13 protein-coding genes are annotated in these 16,762 nt (G+C 52.1%); 6 read left to right on the top strand and 7 right to left on the bottom strand.

Translation table 11 applies throughout. The features are described from left to right. Position 1: 1 nt before the first annotated feature. From ftsL to cra, 4 genes are all read right to left on the bottom strand, one after another. Complete coding sequence (gene ftsL / locus J2125_RS15080; protein WP_017800473.1) at positions 2–322, bottom strand: cell division protein FtsL; 321 nt, start codon at positions 320–322, stop codon at positions 2–4. Beyond that, complete coding sequence (gene rsmH / locus J2125_RS15075; RefSeq protein WP_017800474.1) at positions 319–1,260, bottom strand: 16S rRNA (cytosine(1402)-N(4))-methyltransferase RsmH; 942 nt, start codon at positions 1,258–1,260, stop codon at positions 319–321. Before rsmH ends, ftsL begins: the two co-directional genes overlap by 4 nt. A 2-nt stretch (positions 1,261–1,262) precedes the next feature. Then, positions 1,263–1,721 (bottom strand): division/cell wall cluster transcriptional repressor MraZ, encoded by a 459-nt coding sequence (gene mraZ / locus J2125_RS15070; RefSeq protein WP_017800475.1) that lies wholly within the window; start codon positions 1,719–1,721, stop codon positions 1,263–1,265. Positions 1,722–2,258: 537 nt separating this feature from the next. After that, positions 2,259–3,269: a catabolite repressor/activator gene (gene cra, locus J2125_RS15065; RefSeq protein ID WP_017800476.1), complete on the bottom strand. Its 1,011-nt coding sequence runs from the start codon at positions 3,267–3,269 to the stop codon at positions 2,259–2,261. A 334-nt stretch (positions 3,270–3,603) separates the two neighbouring features. On the opposite strand from cra, the gene J2125_RS15060 reads away from it, so the two are divergent. Further along, positions 3,604–7,803 carry a hypothetical protein gene (locus J2125_RS15060; protein ID WP_017800477.1) on the top strand — a complete coding sequence of 1,400 codons (4,200 nt, stop codon included), beginning with the start codon at positions 3,604–3,606 and terminating at the stop codon, positions 7,801–7,803. Positions 7,804–7,843: 40 nt separating this feature from the next. Here J2125_RS15060 and ilvN read toward each other — a convergent pair whose 3' ends face one another. Beyond that, a complete protein-coding gene (gene ilvN / locus J2125_RS15055; protein ID WP_017800478.1) occupies positions 7,844–8,335 on the bottom strand; it encodes an acetolactate synthase small subunit in 492 nt (163 codons plus the stop codon). Positions 8,336–8,337: 2 nt separating this feature from the next. Continuing rightward, positions 8,338–10,062: an acetolactate synthase 3 large subunit gene (gene ilvI, locus J2125_RS15050; protein ID WP_026111619.1), complete on the bottom strand. Its 1,725-nt coding sequence runs from the start codon at positions 10,060–10,062 to the stop codon at positions 8,338–8,340. A 440-nt stretch (positions 10,063–10,502) separates the two neighbouring features. Between ilvI and leuL the strand changes: the two genes are divergently transcribed. The 5 genes from leuL to leuD all read left to right on the top strand — a co-directional run bounded on the left by leuL (position 10,503) and on the right by leuD (position 15,421). Continuing rightward, on the top strand, positions 10,503–10,643 hold the full coding sequence (gene leuL, locus J2125_RS25295) for a leu operon leader peptide (protein WP_157819439.1): 141 nt from the start codon (positions 10,503–10,505) through the stop codon (positions 10,641–10,643). A 99-nt stretch (positions 10,644–10,742) separates the two neighbouring features. Continuing rightward, the gene (gene leuA, locus J2125_RS15040; RefSeq protein ID WP_017800480.1) at positions 10,743–12,311 is read left to right on the top strand and encodes a 2-isopropylmalate synthase; all 1,569 of its coding nucleotides are present in this window, start codon (positions 10,743–10,745) and stop codon (positions 12,309–12,311) included. A gap of 2 nt (positions 12,312–12,313) precedes the next feature. Then, entirely contained in the window at positions 12,314–13,402 is a 1,089-nt protein-coding gene (gene leuB, locus J2125_RS15035; protein ID WP_017800481.1) for a 3-isopropylmalate dehydrogenase, read from the top strand. Positions 13,403–13,407: 5 nt separating this feature from the next. Next, positions 13,408–14,808, top strand: a complete 1,401-nt coding sequence (gene leuC, locus J2125_RS15030) for a 3-isopropylmalate dehydratase large subunit (protein ID WP_017800482.1) — start codon at positions 13,408–13,410, stop codon at positions 14,806–14,808. Between the two features lie 10 nt (positions 14,809–14,818). After that, positions 14,819–15,421 (top strand): 3-isopropylmalate dehydratase small subunit, encoded by a 603-nt coding sequence (leuD, locus tag J2125_RS15025; RefSeq protein ID WP_017800483.1) that lies wholly within the window; start codon positions 14,819–14,821, stop codon positions 15,419–15,421. An 87-nt stretch (positions 15,422–15,508) separates the two neighbouring features. On the opposite strand, the gene J2125_RS15020 is transcribed toward leuD, so the two are convergent. After that, entirely contained in the window at positions 15,509–16,687 is a 1,179-nt protein-coding gene (locus J2125_RS15020; RefSeq protein ID WP_017800484.1) for a sugar efflux transporter, read from the bottom strand. Positions 16,688–16,762 lie beyond the last annotated feature (75 nt).

Raw genomic sequence — 16,762 nt, 5'->3', positions numbered from 1 at the left:
CTTATTGCTGTACCACAATATTTTCCTGCGCCGGATCGACATGCTGCATTTGCAGCTTCTCGGTTGCCGTACGCTCGACCCGGCTATGATCGCCGAGGGCATTCTCTTCCAGAATCAGGTTGCGCCATTCGATATCCAGCGCATCACGTTCGAGCACCAGCTGTTCCCGCTGCGCCGTCAGCAGACGGGTTTTGTGTGCGGTGGTCACCACCAGCACCGCAGAAATCAGCACCGCCGTCACCAGGATTAATGGTATCTTGCCATGACGCAGCAGATCGCCGCCGATAACCCCGGGTAAGCTGTGGCGCTCGTTGCCAATCACGATGCGGTCCTTTCAGCAATACGCAGCACTGAACTGCGCGCGCGCGGGTTTTCCGCCACTTCCGCTTCACCCGGCATCATTTTGCCAAGCGCTTTCAGCTGACGACCTCCAAGGCTGGCCAGCTGCGCTTCGGTCATCGGGATGCCATGCGGAACCTGCGGACCACGACTCTGTTCGCGCATAAAACGCTTCACAATGCGGTCTTCCAGCGAGTGGAAGCTGATCACCGATAAGCGACCGGCCGGAGCCAGCGCGATCAGCGCGCCTTTCAGCGCCAGTTCAATCTCTTCCAGTTCACTGTTTACCCAGATGCGGATTGCCTGAAAACTGCGGGTAGCCGGATGCTTAAATTTATCTTTCACCGGCGTCGCCGCGTAGATCACATCGGCCAGTTCTTTGGTGCGCGTCATCGGTTGTTCGCGGTTGCGCTCAACAATCGCGCGTGCAATACGCTTGGCAAAGCGCTCTTCACCAAAGGTTTTCAGCACAAACGCGATATCGCTCTCTTCGGCATGCAACAACCATTCAGCCGCCGAGTGGCCGCGTGTCGGATCCATGCGCATATCCAGCGGTCCGTCACGCATAAACGAAAATCCGCGTTCAGCATCATCAAGCTGCGGTGACGACACGCCAAGATCCAGCAGAATGCCGTCGACCTTGCCGGTCAGTCCCAGCTCGTCCACATACTCAGCCAGCGCCGAAAACGGACCATGAATAATGTTGAAACGGGGATCGGTAATCTCTGCGGCAGCGGCGATCGCCTGGGGATCGCGGTCGATGGCGTACAGGCGGCCGTGCTCTCCCAACTGGGAAAGAATCAGGCGCGAATGTCCACCGCGCCCGAAAGTGCCATCAATGTAGATGCCGTTATCCTTGAGGTTGAGGCCATTAACCGCCTCATCTAACAGCACCGTGGTATGTTTAAAATTATCCTGCATATCTATAGCGACAAATCCTGCAATCGATCGGATAACGGTTCCCGCGTCGACTGCTCAGCGTCAATATCTTCCCTGACTTGTTGATACCAGGTCTGTTCATCCCACAGCTCAAACTTATTGAACTGTCCAACCAGCATCACTTCTTTGCTCAGACTCGCATGCTGACGAAGAGTGTTCGCCAGCAGTAAGCGGCCTGCATTATCCATCTGACACTCACTGGCATGCCCGAGTAACAGTCGCTGTACGCGACGTTCGGCGGGATTCATGCTGGACAAGCGAGACAGTTTTTGTTCAATGATTTCCCATTCGGGTAAGGTGTAAAGCAACAGGCATGGCTGGTGGAGGTCAATGGTACATACCATTTGCCCCTGTGATTCCCCGATCAGCGTTTCGCGATAACGCGTAGGTACGGCGAGCCGCCCTTTACTGTCGAGATTGACTAACGTTGCCCCACGGAACATGCCAGCCTCACCCCCTGATTACCCCGTTTCACCACTTTACACCACAAATTCCCACTAAAAGAGTTTACGGAGCGAAGGAAAACATTGTCAAGCCGCAGTACGGGCCTGAAGACATTATTTCTGAGGGGGTAAAAGGGAGGAGAGTTAAAAATAAAGCCTGCCAGATACAAAACAAAAAAATAAGCCGATGAATAGTGACAAAAAATTCACATTAATTTTAATTATGCTCAAAAATATAGCAGTCAAAAGTCGGCAAAATTAAGCTGCAAACTTTGCGAGCCGGTTTGCATTTTAAGGTATTTCTGAAGGAATGCACAGGGCGTTAGCGCCTGACGGGGCCTGAACTGAGGGCAAAATCTGACAGTCGCGAGGCGATATCGGTTTTAAAGTTAAACATCGGCAGGGACAATACTTACTTTAATTTACGTAAACTGCGCGCGTCACATTGAATTTATGCGCCAATTTTCAGCCGGAGATAAAACCTGGCCAAAAAATTAATAGATGTAAAAAAAGGCAGCTGGCGCTGCCCGTCATTTTTTAACTGCTTTTGCGGCTTAATTTTCCGCGACGAAACAGGTTGCGCCGAATGCGGGTTAAACCCGGTTTCGGTTTACGCGGCTCATCAAGACTGGCCAGCACCAGTTCCAGCACCCGCTCCGCCACATCGCGATGGCGCTGCGCGACCGCCAGCACCGGACACTCAAGGAAATCAAGCAGTTCATGGTCGCCAAAGGTGGCAATCGCCAGATCAACCGGCAGACGGCCTTCTCGTTTCAGCGTCACATCCATAACGCCCTGCAGCAGGCCAAAGGAGGTGGTGAACAGCGCCTCCGGCATCGGATGGTCTTCAAGATAGCTCTCAAACAGCGCCGCCGCCGCCGTTCGCTCGTAACTGTTGGCATAAATATAATCAATATTGCGCTCATCGCCTTCCCACGCCTGACGGAAACCCATCTCACGTAAAAAGCTGACCGACAACTCCGGCAACGCGCCAAGATAGAGCACGTTATTTACCGGCAGCTTGCGCAGTTCTGCCGCCAGCATCTCTGCATCATCCTGATCGGCGCCGACCACGCTGGTGAAATGTTCACGATCCAGCGCGCGGTCAAGGGCAATAATCGGCAGGGGATCGTTGATCCAGCGTTGATAGAACGGGTGTTCCGGCGGCAAAGCGGTAGAAACAATAATCGCATCCACCTGACGTTGCAGCAGATGCTCAATACAGCGCATCTCATTTTCCGGCAGATCTTCCGAACAGGCGATCAGCAGCTGATAGCCACGTTGACGCGCCTGGCGTTCAAGGTAGTTAGCAATACGCGTGTAGCTGGTATTCTCAAGATCGGGAATAACCAGGCCAATCGAACGCGTACGTCCGGCACGCAGCCCCGCTGCCACTGCATTAGGATGGTAATTATGCTCACGCACCACCGACATCACTTTCTCGACGGTTTTATCGCTGACACGATACTGCTTGGCTTTGCCATTAATGACATAGCTGGCAGTGGTGCGCGAAACACCGGCGAGGCGCGCAATTTCATCCAGTTTCACAATAACCCCACACTTCAGATACCACGACCGCGCGATGATGAATAGCCCTGTCGTAGTTATGGATAAGTCTCTTTTAACATCTAACAGCAGAAAAGAGTGGTGAGCAACCGCTTTTCATCGACTTAGCGCAGTTGTTAAGCAAAATTTGGCCCAACGCACATCAACTAAAGTGATGATGTTTATAATTTGAGTAACCGTTTCAGCTAAGCACGACAGTTGTCCTGCTCGCTGGCGGATCTTTGCAATTTTAAAAAATCGATGCTTATTCGCGAATGCAGTCTGCCACCACTCTGCAAACTGCATGGCGACAAAATCACAATCATAAGGAGATGATATGGTTGATTCAAATCGTGTCAGTGGCGGTGTCCCAGCTGATAATAATAATCCGCCGCCCACCGCACCGCTGGCGAGTAATTACTGGGATAATTTATCCTTGCAACAGCAGCACGCTATCATCACAGCGCTAAGCCAGTCGGGCTGCTGGAATCTCGATGCCATGGAACTTGCCCCGTTTATTTTTGTTAATGCAAACAGAGCGGGTAATTACGCTTTGCGTATTGAAGATAGCGAAGGACAGCTGGTGTTATTTCTCCCCGCCCCCTCGCAACATCCAACAGATGTAATCGTTATTTGCCAGTCGGTAAATGAAGATGGGCTGTTAAGCTATGCGCCAGCTATTCAGGGCCTTTTTATCCCTGTCAGTGCCGCTTGCGCTAACAACAGTCTGTTTATTGCACTGGAAGCTGCCAGATGTGGTATTGCCCCCGATCAAATCACCGACGTTCAAATAATCCAGATTCGCAGAAACTTAGCCTCATACCTGGATATTGACACCGGTTGCGAGAACTATATCAGGCACTATTTCCGCCACTGGATACCCCGAGAAGGGATCGAATCAATACCCTGCCAGGGCATTGAGGATAGTCTTGAACTTGAACAGTTACGTAAAGCGGGTTTTACCATAACCGCTCGGGGTCGCGAAGTTCATCATCAACTTCCACAACTGCGTGAATGCTTAAAGCTAATTGATAAAATTTTATCCAATCTGTTTGCGAACGAACGGGTTAACCCATCAATTTTACAACAGATTATCGCCCAGTATCTCGGTATTGATATTGCTGACGTTACCCCTGCAATGACAGAGCCAACCCATAATGCTCTTGTTAAGTACCATCAGGTAGTCGAAAGCTATTTAACCACTTATGCCAACCAATTTTTGCTGGGGGAACACCAGGACCGGGGGTCGCTTGCACAAGCATTCCCTGGGGATAAACATCGCAGAATCATTCTAAACCGGTCGCTGATAACGGCGCCATTTCTGCATATATTACAGGCAATCACCCACGAATTGAGTCATATGATGGAGGTTCACGGAACCCATGATATTTTTTATGTGTTACAGCATGGGCTTGTGAATGATATATCCAGAAGTTCTGAGATGTTTGCAGCAATGCAGGCAGAAAATAACCAGGCATTCGACCAGGCTGGCTTTGAAACTATCATCCTTGAACGTTTTAACCCCATTCATCTTTCCATAAACAAGCGAAGAAATAAAACACCTCTTACTGCCAGTGATATCTCATTATGGGAAATAGCCATAGCAAGTGTACTCGATAAAAAAAAATGGGCTGCCTTTTGTGAACGTGCGAAAAAAGAATATAGCTTAAGCGAGGAAGACCTGAGTCTGTTTGAAAGTATAATTAATCAGGCACCCACCTGGCAGTTAGTATCACAGCTATCAGGCGTAAAATACACCAATCCGCGACAGTTACTTAACGATATTTATGCTGACAGAACTGCGATGTGGAGGCTGCTGTTGCAAAATGCAGATTCATTTATTCTGTTTTTGTTTGCCTGTGGTCAGGAGGATATCCGCCACTATTTTGACACCCACCACTATGAGAACCTTTATAAGAATATCTGCACTAATAGCACCCTGAGCTTATTATCGGGTGTAAGCTTAACTCCGGAGCCTGATTATCGCTGGCTTGAACGTGCAGAATCCCTTACCGCTTTTGAGTTTTGCCAGAGCCTGCTGGATCTGGCTTATTGTGCAGTAAGTACTGACACAAGGGGGATTTGTGATATTCCGGTACCTCCCACTATGCCAGGCGACAGATCCATCCTGAAGCAATTTCTGCGAGAAAACGCCGCTAAAATTGTGCAAACCCTGTCCCGTTTTGCCACTGCCACACCGGGCATAATGTCAGATAATAACACGCTGCTATTTCTGCTGATACTCAACCAGGCACTGATCAATAAGGAACTGAGTGCGAAAGAGATATTGAAAATTATTTTGCCGCAAGATTTAACGCAGGATACTGCGCTGTGCAATGTTGTCGCGGAGTCGTTCTGGCGTAACAGTAAACTAATCGTCTGGCAGCAATTGGTCCGTCGCTGCTTTGATCAGATTAATAATACAGACCAGAAAATTTATCTTAAAAATTTCCTCCGCTCGGCGCAAGGGATCGCTTTTCTGCAACAATTAAATGCACAACTTGAGGTTATTGAACATGCACCGCAGAATTTCATACCGATAACCGGCACCCTGAGCGAGCTGTTAAAACAAGGCATTATCCCTGAAAATTATGAAATTGGCTTACGCAGCAGGAAACTAATCACTCAGCAACAAACAGTATCGGTTGAAACCATAGAGCTTAAATCTATGCTGACGGCGACCTCTCATCCGATATTTTCCACCCCTCCTTATGCCCTCACGTTTAAAGCGTTGTTATCCGGGCTGGCAACGTTGCGGGGATGGTATATTGCTAACGAAGACGCTGAGGGTGATACGGTTAATTATTTCGATCCACAAGGCAATGATATAAACCAGCAGCATCAGATGCTGGTCAACAATGAGCTGGTTTTGGTGATTACTCCGGATCGGTTAACGCTCAACCAGCAGACACCTGAAGGATTTCAGATAATTCATAGCACTGACAGACCTGGCACCCATAGCGAACTGTTTGATGCGGTGATGGCATTACAAGACCCGGCTCCGGCACGTTCTCAGCAGCGTGATATAACCACACACTCAGGGCTATTTAACCATCTGGAGCACACCGATAAGGTGAATAAACATGCTGAAGAGATCAACAGTAAAATTAGCGTTCTTCTCCGTTATCTGAATGAGGGCAAAAAAACCTTTATCTTACGTAAAAAACAGCCATCACCGATAAAAAGAATCAACAGCGCAGGAAGTCATATAAAAACAGCGACGTCCGATAAGTTAAACGAAGCTATAATTGGCGCAATTTTAGCGAACATCGATATGATCAATGAGATTCTTGATGATATCAGAGAGGCTCAGGCGGTAGACAGAAAATTAAAGCAGTTAACTTCTCTGTCCTGGTATTTGCAGTCACTCTATTCTGATACTAAAAACATTATTGACAGAAACACAACACTGCAGAACAACGAGTTAATAACCCATGCCAGCCAGATAAAAAAAGATACGCGAAAAAGCATAAAATATACTAATCAAACCCGTGCAGAGATTTATGATATGACGGGCAGCGGCGCCTATACTCCCTATCAGCTCCATATTCAGCGCCGGCAGAATATCTCTCCTGAGCCAGTATCTGCGGGAATAGCCGACCTGATTCTTATTGTCGGTGAGATAATTGCCACGACCCGAGCCTTCAGTGAAGAGCACAACCAGTATTGTGCTGAACGTGATAACCAACGAGATCTTATCTGCGAAGCCGATCGCGCAAAACGTGATAAAGATTACCAGCAGCTGACGGAGGAGCTGGAATTAATGAGAGAGCAGTTCATCCTGCAACTTGAGGAAGAGCAGCAGGCGCAATTGCGGCAAAAACAGCAACAAATGCCACCGGAATATGTCGCCGACGATGATGGCGACAATGACAATAACGCCAGCACTCAGAATAATAACCAGATAACCGACAAACCGGCTGAAAAAAGTAAAACAGTAGCGGCAATCAGCGCTGAACAGCAGGTAAGTGTGGCGGTACCTCAGGCAACAGCATCAGGCTCCGCTGCTGGTGTGATAATCAACAGTAGTGGCACTGATAGCGTGACAGTGGTGCAATCATCAACAAGGAGAATCCATCAGCATTCGTCGGTCAACCGCCGTATGCTGCACTCATTCCACGCCACCACCAATCGTGGCTATGGAAACGTTATGTCGATTCTTGATTTTGCTGACAACAATGCATCTGTATCTGATCCTGCTCACAATGAAACGCTGAGAATCAGCAGTGAGACCGCCGCCAGGGCAAACCTCAGGCCGCCAGAAGCGAAAAAGCCACAACCGTTCTCCACCTTAAGAATTCGCTCATTAACCCCTGAGCAACAGCGAATCGAGGAACAGCGTGCGTTACAGAACCGGATTTTGGTTCGGGAAATATGGCAAGATATTAATACAGAACAGTTGAATAATCGCGTCTTTGCAAGAGTGACGCGCGCTCAACAGGCTCAGCAAGTATTAAATAGCAAAAAAAGAATGCAACGGGCAAATCAGCGGGCGAATGCTGCGGAAAGCCGCATCCATAAAGCGGATCAAAAATAATCATCGCAGCCGGACGCGCAAGGCGTCCGGCTACCGTCTGTCAGCGCATAATACGGTCGCCACGCGACACACCAACAATCCCGGAACGCGCCACTTCAACAATTTCCGCCACTTCACGCACGGTGTTGAGGAAAGCGTCCAGCTTGTCACTGGTACCGGCGAGCTGAACCGTGTAAAGCGTTGGCGTAACGTCAATAATCTGACCACGGAAAATTTCCGCGCTGCGCTTCACTTCTTCACGGCCATAACCGCTGGCCTGAATTTTCACCAGCATAATCTCACGTTCAACGTGCGATCCCTGCCCCAGCTCGCTAACGCGCAACACGTCCACCAGCTTATGCAGCTGCTTTTCGATCTGCTCCAGCACTTTCTGATCGCCGACGGTTTGAATCGTCATGCGCGATAAGGTTGGATCGTCGGTCGGCGCGACCGTCAGGCTTTCGATATTGTAACCACGCTGTGAAAACAGGCCGACTACGCGGGATAATGCGCCGGATTCGTTCTCCAGTAATACTGATAAAATACGCCGCATAATTATGTCCTCTCCGTTTTGCTCAGCCACATCTCGTCCATACCACCACCGCGAATATGCATCGGGTAGACGTGCTCTGTGCCATCGACATTAATGTCAGCAAACACCAGACGCCCTTTGCCCAGCTCTTCCAGCGCGTACTTCAGCTTCTCTTCCAGCTCTTCCGGGTGACTAATCGATACGCCAACATGGCCATAGGCTTCCGCCAGGCGTACAAAGTCAGGCAGCGACTGCATATAGGATTGCGAATGACGGCCGGAGTAGATCATATCCTGCCACTGCTTCACCATCCCCAGATAGCCGTTATTCAGGTTCAGCACCAGCACCGGAATATCATATTGCAGTGCGGTGGACAGCTCCTGAATATTCATCTGAATACTGCCATCACCGGTCACGCACACCACCGTCTCTGCCGGCAGCGCTAACTTCACCCCCAGCGCGGCTGGCAGGCCAAAGCCCATGGTGCCGAGACCACCGGAATTGATCCAGCGACGTGGCTTATCAAACTGATAGTAGAGCGCGGCAAACATCTGGTGCTGTCCCACATCAGAGGTCACATACGCCTCGCCATGGGTCAGGCGACAGATAGTTTCGATCACCGCCTGCGGCTTGATGGTGTTGCTGGTGCGATCAAACTCCAGACACTTGCGTGAACGCCACTGATCGATGCTCTGCCACCAGTCGCGCAGACTGTCGAAATTCTGGCTGGCGTCAGATTGATCCAGCAATTCCAGCATCTGCTCCAGAACCTGCCTGGCATCACCGACAATCGGCACATCTGCAGGCACCGTTTTCGAGATCGATGTCGGATCAATATCGATATGCAACACCGTGGCGTTCGGGCAATATTTTGCCAGATTGTTGGTGGTGCGATCGTCAAACCGCACACCGACCGCGAAGATCACATCGGCGTTATGCATCGTCATATTAGCTTCATAGGTGCCGTGCATGCCCAGCATGCCAACGCACTGACGGTGAGTGCCCGGGAACGCGCCCAGTCCCATCAGCGAAGTGGTCACCGGCAGATTGAGTTTTTCCGCCAGGGTTTTCAGCTGATCATGGCACCCGGCGTTAATCACCCCGCCACCAGCGTAAATTACCGGTTGCTGCGCCGCTAACAGCGTTTGCAGCGCTCGCTTAATCTGACCTTTGTGCCCCTGCGTGGTCGGGTTATATGAACGCATGCTCACCGACTCCGGCCAGGCGTACGGCAATTTATTTGCCGGATTAAGAATATCTTTTGGCAGATCGATGACCACCGGGCCAGGACGACCGGTGGCCGCCAGCCAGAAGGCTTTCTTAATGACACCGGGGATATCTTCGGTATGCTTAACCAGGAAGCTGTGTTTGACCACCGGGCGGGAGATCCCCACCATATCGCACTCCTGGAACGCATCGTAACCAATCAGCGATGACGCTACCTGTCCGGACAACACCACCATCGGAATCGAATCCATATAAGCGGTGGCGATACCGGTAATCGCATTAGTGGCGCCCGGACCGGAGGTCACCAGCACCACGCCGACTTCACCGGTCGCGCGCGCATAGCCATCGGCCATATGCACCGCGCCCTGCTCGTGACGCACCAGCACATGGTCGACACCGCCGACCGTTTGCAGAGCGTCATAAATATCGAGTACCGCTCCGCCCGGATAACCGAACACATGCTTCACGCCCTGATCGATCAACGACCGGACGACCATCTCGGCTCCTGACAACATCTCCATCTTTGCCTCCAGGCTTAAGGTACTGATTCTGCTGACTCTGTTCGCTTGCCATTTGCGCTGCGCAACAACGTAAAGCGTCGCACAGACGATGCCAGAAGAAGGCAGACCTTTGGGTTTTATTCTCAGGTTATGGAAATCATTTCCACAACCCAGGTACAGGGGAAGTAATGCCCTTGCTAATTTCTCGTTAGAGTTGTGTATTTACCATAACCGCGAAAAAGTTGGCAGGCAAACGACAAACGCAGCTTCGCGATTATCAGCTAAAATTAAGCATCTGGAGCAGAGCGAGTAGCTTCGACAATTTCACTGAGTGAGTAGCGAAATAAAAGCGGTTTATTCTGTCGGAATCACCATCAACAGAGCGATCTTATAGTTATTAAAATTAAGCCGGAAGGTTCGAAACAGTAGCCCGCCCAGGGTTGCGGGTATCAAGGTTGACAATGCTGGCTGAAACACGTATCAATATTGGCAACAGAAATTTTATGGGGTTTGATTCAATGATTGGTAACTTCCGCCTACTCGGTCTACTACTAAACGCATCTTATTTGCGCGGTAGGCTTGTGGGCGGAATCAATCACTGATTCAGACTCGCAAAACTAAAGAAACCCGCGCCGATGCGCGGGTTTTTTTATGCTCGCGGAACAGGCGCTGAAATAGCACTAACGGGAAGGACGATAACGATGAGCTCACAAGTATTTATTTTCGATACCACTCTGCGTGATGGCGAACAGGCGTTACAGGCCAGCCTGAGTGTGAAAGAAAAACTGCAAATCGCGCTGGCGCTGGAGCGCATGGGTGTTGACGTGATGGAAGTCGGTTTCCCGATCTCCTCTCCCGGCGACTTTGAGTCGGTGCAAACCATTGCGCGCCAGATCAAAAACAGCCGCGTCTGCGCACTGGCGCGCTGCGTCGAAAAAGATATCGACGCCGCTTATGAAGCGCTGCGCGTTGCTGATGCTTATCGTATCCACACCTTCCTCGCCACCTCGCCAATGCATATCGCCACCAAACTGCGCAGCACCCTGCCGGAAGTGATTGAGCGGGCGGTCCGCATGGTCAAACGGGCGCGTAACTATACCGACGATGTGGAATTCTCCTGCGAAGATGGCGGACGCACGCCAATTGACGATCTGTGTCGCGTGGTTGAAGCGGCGATTAACGCCGGCGCCACCACCATCAATATCCCGGACACCGTCGGCTATACCCTGCCAGACGAATACAGCAATATCATCTCGCAGCTGATTGCCCGCGTACCGAATATCGATAAAGCCATTCTGTCAGTCCATACCCATGATGACCTGGGCATGGCGGTTGGCAACTCAATCGCCGCGGTGCAGGCTGGCGCCCGTCAGGTGGAAGGCACGCTGAATGGTCTGGGCGAGCGCGCCGGCAACTGCGCGCTGGAAGAAGTGATTATGGCGATTAAAACCCGCAGCCAGATAATGAATGTGCATACCAATATTCAGCATCAGGAAATCTACCGCACCAGCCAGATTGTCAGCCAGATCTGCAATATGCCGATTCCGGCCAATAAAGCGATTGTCGGTTCCAACGCCTTTGCTCACTCCTCCGGAATTCACCAGGATGGCGTACTGAAAAACCGCGAAAACTATGAAATTCTGACGCCGGAATCGATCGGCCTGCATAAAATCCAGCTGAACCTGACGTCCCGCTCTGGCCGCGCCGCAGTGAAACACCGGATGGAAGAGATGGGTTACAAAGAGACCGATTACAGTCTGGATGCGCTGTACGACGCCTTCCTGAAGCTGGCCGACAAGAAAGGCCAGGTCTTCGATTACGACCTGGAAGCACTGGCGTTTATTAACAAGCAGAACGAAGAGCCGGAACACTTTCAGCTGCAAGATTTTAACGTGCAGTCAGGCTCCAGCATCACCGCGACCGCCTCAGTTCATCTGCATTGCGGCGAAGAGCAGAAATCAGAAGCGGCAACCGGAAACGGTCCGGTGGATGCGGTTTATCAGGCGATTAACCGCATCACCGAGTTTGATACCGAACTGGTGAAATATCAGCTGAGCGCCAAAGGCCATGGCAAAGATGCGCTGGGTCAGGTAGATATCGTGGTCAACTATAATGGCCGCAAATTCCACGGCGTCGGTCTGGCGACGGATATCGTGGAATCTTCCGCTAAGGCGATGATTAATGCCTTAAACAATATCTGGCGCGCCCGTCAGGTTGAGCAGGAACTGCAACGCAAATTCAAGAATAAAGACCAGAAGGAAACGGTGTAATTATGTCGAAAAATTATCATATTGCGGTGCTGCCAGGTGACGGCATTGGCCCGGAAGTGATGGCGCAGGCAGCCAAAGTGCTGGATGCGATTCGCCAGCGTTTTGCGATGCGCATTACCACCAGCGAATATGACATCGGTGGTATCGCCATCGATCGTCACGGCGTGCCATTACCCGCCGCCACCATTGCCGGTTGCGAGCAGGCGGATGCGATTCTGTTTGGCTCGGTTGGCGGCCCGAAATGGGAACATTTACCACCCGCTGAACAGCCTGAGCGCGGCGCGCTGCTGCCACTGCGTAAGCATTTCAAACTGTTCAGTAACCTGCGTCCGGCCAGCCTGTATAAAGGTCTGGAGGCATATTGTCCGCTGCGTCGCGATATCGCTGACCGCGGTTTCGATATTCTCTGCGTGCGTGAACTGACCGGCGGCATCTATTTCGGCCAGCCGAAAGGACGCGAAGGCAGCGGTATGCATGAACGTGCGTTTGATACCGAGGTCTATCACCGCTTTGAGATTGAGCGCATTGCGCGTATCGCCTTTGAATCGGCGCGCAAACGTCGCAGCAAAGTCACTTCCATCGATAAAGCCAACGTGCTGGCGACCTCAGTAATGTGGCGTGAAATCGTCAGCGAAATCGGCAAAGAGTATCCGGATGTGGCGCTGAGCCATATGTATATCGACAACGCCACCATGCAGCTGATTAAAGATCCGTCACAGTTTGACGTGCTGCTTTGCTCTAATCTTTTTGGTGACATTCTGTCCGATGAGTGCGCAATGATCACCGGTTCAATGGGCATGCTGCCTTCCGCCAGCCTGAATGAACAGGGCTTCGGCCTGTATGAACCGGCGGGTGGCTCCGCGCCGGATATCGCCGGTAAAAATATCGCCAACCCGATTGCGCAGATTCTCTCGCTGACACTGCTGCTGCGTTACAGTCTGGAAGCAGATGAGGCGGCCGACGCTATCGAGCGCGCGATTAACCGTGCGCTGGAAGAAGGTTTCCGCACCAGCGATTTAGCCGGTGACGGGCAGGCAATCAGCACCGATGAGATGGGCTCGATCATTGCCCGCTTTATCACTGAGGAATAGCAGATATGGGTAAAACATTATACCAGAAGCTGTTTGATGCGCATGTCGTCCGCGAAGTCGCGGGCGAAACGCCGCTGCTGTATATCGATCGCCATTTAGTGCATGAAGTCACTTCGCCACAGGCGTTTGATGGTCTGCGCGCGCACGGTCGTCCGCTACGCCAGCCATCAAAGACTTTCGCCACCATGGATCATAATGTCTCGACCCAGACCAAAGATATCAACGCGTCAGGCGAAATGGCGCGCATTCAGATGCAGGAACTGATCAAGAACTGCGCCGAATTTGGCGTACAGCTGTATGACCTGAACCACCCGTTTCAGGGCATCGTGCATGTGGTCGGCCCGGAACAGGGTCTGACCCTGCCGGGAACCACGCTGGTCTGTGGCGACTCCCATACCTCGACCCACGGCGCTTTTGGCGCGCTGGCGTTTGGTATCGGCACCTCGGAAGTGGAACATGTGCTGGCGACCCAGACGCTGAAGCAGAGCCGCGCCAAAGCGATGAAAATCGAAGTCACCGGCACTGCGGCGCCTGGCATCACCGCCAAAGATATTGTGCTGGCGGTGATTGGTAAAACCGGTAGCGCCGGCGGCACCGGTCACGTGGTGGAATTCTGTGGCCCGGCGGTTGAAGCGCTGAGCATGGAAGGCCGCATGACATTGTGCAATATGGCGATTGAGATGGGGGCGAAAGCGGGTCTGGTGGCGCCAGATGAAACCACCTTCGCCTACCTGCAAGGGCGGCAGTTTGCGCCAAAAGGGGAAAAATGGCAGCAGGCGCTGGAATACTGGCGCAGCCTGAAATCTGACAGCGACGCGCAGTTTGATCGCGTGGTCACCCTTGATGCCGCCGATGTCGCGCCGCAGGTGACCTGGGGCACTAATCCAGGCCAGGTGATTGCGGTCAATCAGCTGATCCCGGAGCCTGCCTCATTTAGCGATCCCGTTGAACGCGCCTCCGCCGAGAAAGCGCTGGCCTATATGGACTTAAAGCCCGGCATCAGAATGACCGATGTGCGTATCGATAAAGTCTTTATTGGCTCCTGCACCAACTCACGGATTGAAGATCTGCGCGCCGCCGCCGCCATCGCCAAAGGACGTCAGGTGGCGCAGGGTGTGCAGGCGATTGTGGTGCCGGGTTCCGGCCCGGTCAAAGCGCAGGCGGAAGCGGAAGGTCTGGATAAGATCTTTCTTGATGCCGGTTTTGAATGGCGTCTGCCAGGCTGCTCAATGTGTCTGGCGATGAACAATGATCGCCTGAATCCCGGCGAGCGTTGCGCCTCAACCAGCAACCGTAACTTTGAAGGTCGTCAGGGACGCGATGGCCGTACGCATCTGCTGAGCCCGGCAATGGCCGCCGCAGCAGCCATCAGCGGCCGCTTCGCGGATATTCGCGAACTGCATTAAGGACAAGATTATGGCTAACAAATTTACCCGGCATAGCGGCATTGTGGTGCCGATCGATGCGGCCAATGTCGATACTGACGCCATCCTGCCGAAACAGTTTCTGCAGAAAGTGACACGTACCGGTTTCGGGGTGCATCTGTTTCATGACTGGCGCTATCTGGATGCAGCGGGTACCCAGTCGAACCCGGAATTTATTCTGAATAAGCCGGTGTTTCAGGGCGCCAGTATCTTACTGGCGCGCGAGAACTTTGGCTGTGGATCGTCGCGTGAGCATGCGCCCTGGGCGATTACTGATTACGGTATTCAGGCGGTAATCGCCCCGAGCTTTGCCGATATTTTTTACGGTAATTCATTTAATAACCAGCTGCTGCCAGTGACCCTCAGCGAACAGCAGGTTGATGAACTGTTTGCGATGGTGGCCGCCGAGCCAGGTATCAGCTTTACCGTTGATCTGGAGAATATGGTGGTGATTGCCGGGGATAAGCGCTATAGCTTTGAACTGGATAGTTTTCGTCGTCACTGCATGCTGAATGGCCTCGACAGCATTGGTCTGACGCTGGAACATGCCGCCGATATTGACGCCTTTGAGCGGCGGCAGCCGGCATTTCTTTAATTCTGGAATACGGGCGGCGAAAACGCCGCCCCTACAATGTTTCAGAAAAACCTCCGTAGGGGCGGCGTTCTCGCCGCCCTGCTTACTTCAGACATCTTTAACTTTTACCGACAGCCCCAGCGCCACTATCGACAGCAATAACGCCAGCCAGTACACCGCATAGTGCCCCCAGGTTTCCGCCAGCGCCCCCTGCAACACCCCGGCAAGAATCACCCCGGTAGATATACTATTGGTAAACAGTGTGGTGGCCGCCCCCGGACGCCCCGGCATCAGATCCTGAAAATAGAGCATGCCAATCCCGGCAATAATGCCGATAAAAATGGCATTAAAAATCTGAATCAACATCAGCGCCGTACGCGACTGGAACAGCACCAGCCCGAGGTAAAACAGCACTCCTGAGGCAATCGCGAACAGCATCATATTGCGTTTACCGAAACGCTTCACGTAATGCCCGGCCAGCAGCATCGCCGGGATCTCCAGTCCGGCGGCAGTACCCATCAGCAACCCCGCCAGCCGATCCGGCAAGCCAAGCACGCTACTGATATACAGCGGCATATCAATGATATACATGGTATTGCAGGTCCACATAATCATAGAAGCGAAAAACAGCATGCGTACGTCGCGATTTTTCCACGCGCTGATTTGGGTCAGCAGCACTTCCGGCGACTGCTCAACGCGCGGCACCGACGGCAAAGCCAGCCAGATGAGCGCCAGACAGATGACAAACAATCCGGCGGCCACCAGAAACATGGTGGTAAAACCGTAGTTTAGCGCCAGTGCAAACGACAGCGGCGGCCCGATCACCCATGCCAGCGACAGCTGCGCACGCATCACCGAACTGAACATCACCACTTCACGCGCGGAACTGTCAGCATACTCGCGCGCCAGCGCGAAAATCTGCGGCATCGCCACACTGGCCAGCGCCGAGAGAAACACCCCGAACGTAATCAGCGTCAGATAGTCACGGTTAAAGGCAAACAGCAACGCATTCAGCAGCGCCATCACGCAGCAGAACAGAATCAGCATACGCCGGTCGCCACGGTTGTCCGAGCGCTTTGCCAGCAGCAGACTGACCACAATGCCGGCAATCGCATTGACGGTATAGAACAACCCAACCCAGAACGGACGCACCGCCACTTCACGCGATAAAAACAGGCTCAGCGTCGGCGCCTGTAGCGCACCGGCCACGCCAACCATAAAAGAGACCGCCATAAAAGCGATATACACCGGATTCATACGGCGGCGGCGGGTAAGCAGCGATTTCATGCCTTGATCCTTGCAGGATGAAAAAGGGGGTATCGAATAGTCGACAGAGTATGAAGCGTAGAAGAAAGCATAGTG

This window comes from Winslowiella toletana, from assembly GCF_017875465.1.
Classification (GTDB): Bacteria; Pseudomonadota; Gammaproteobacteria; order Enterobacterales; family Enterobacteriaceae; genus Erwinia; species Erwinia toletana.
The sequence above is the reverse complement of the archived record's forward strand: the minus strand, read 5'-3'. Positions and strand labels throughout refer to the sequence as shown.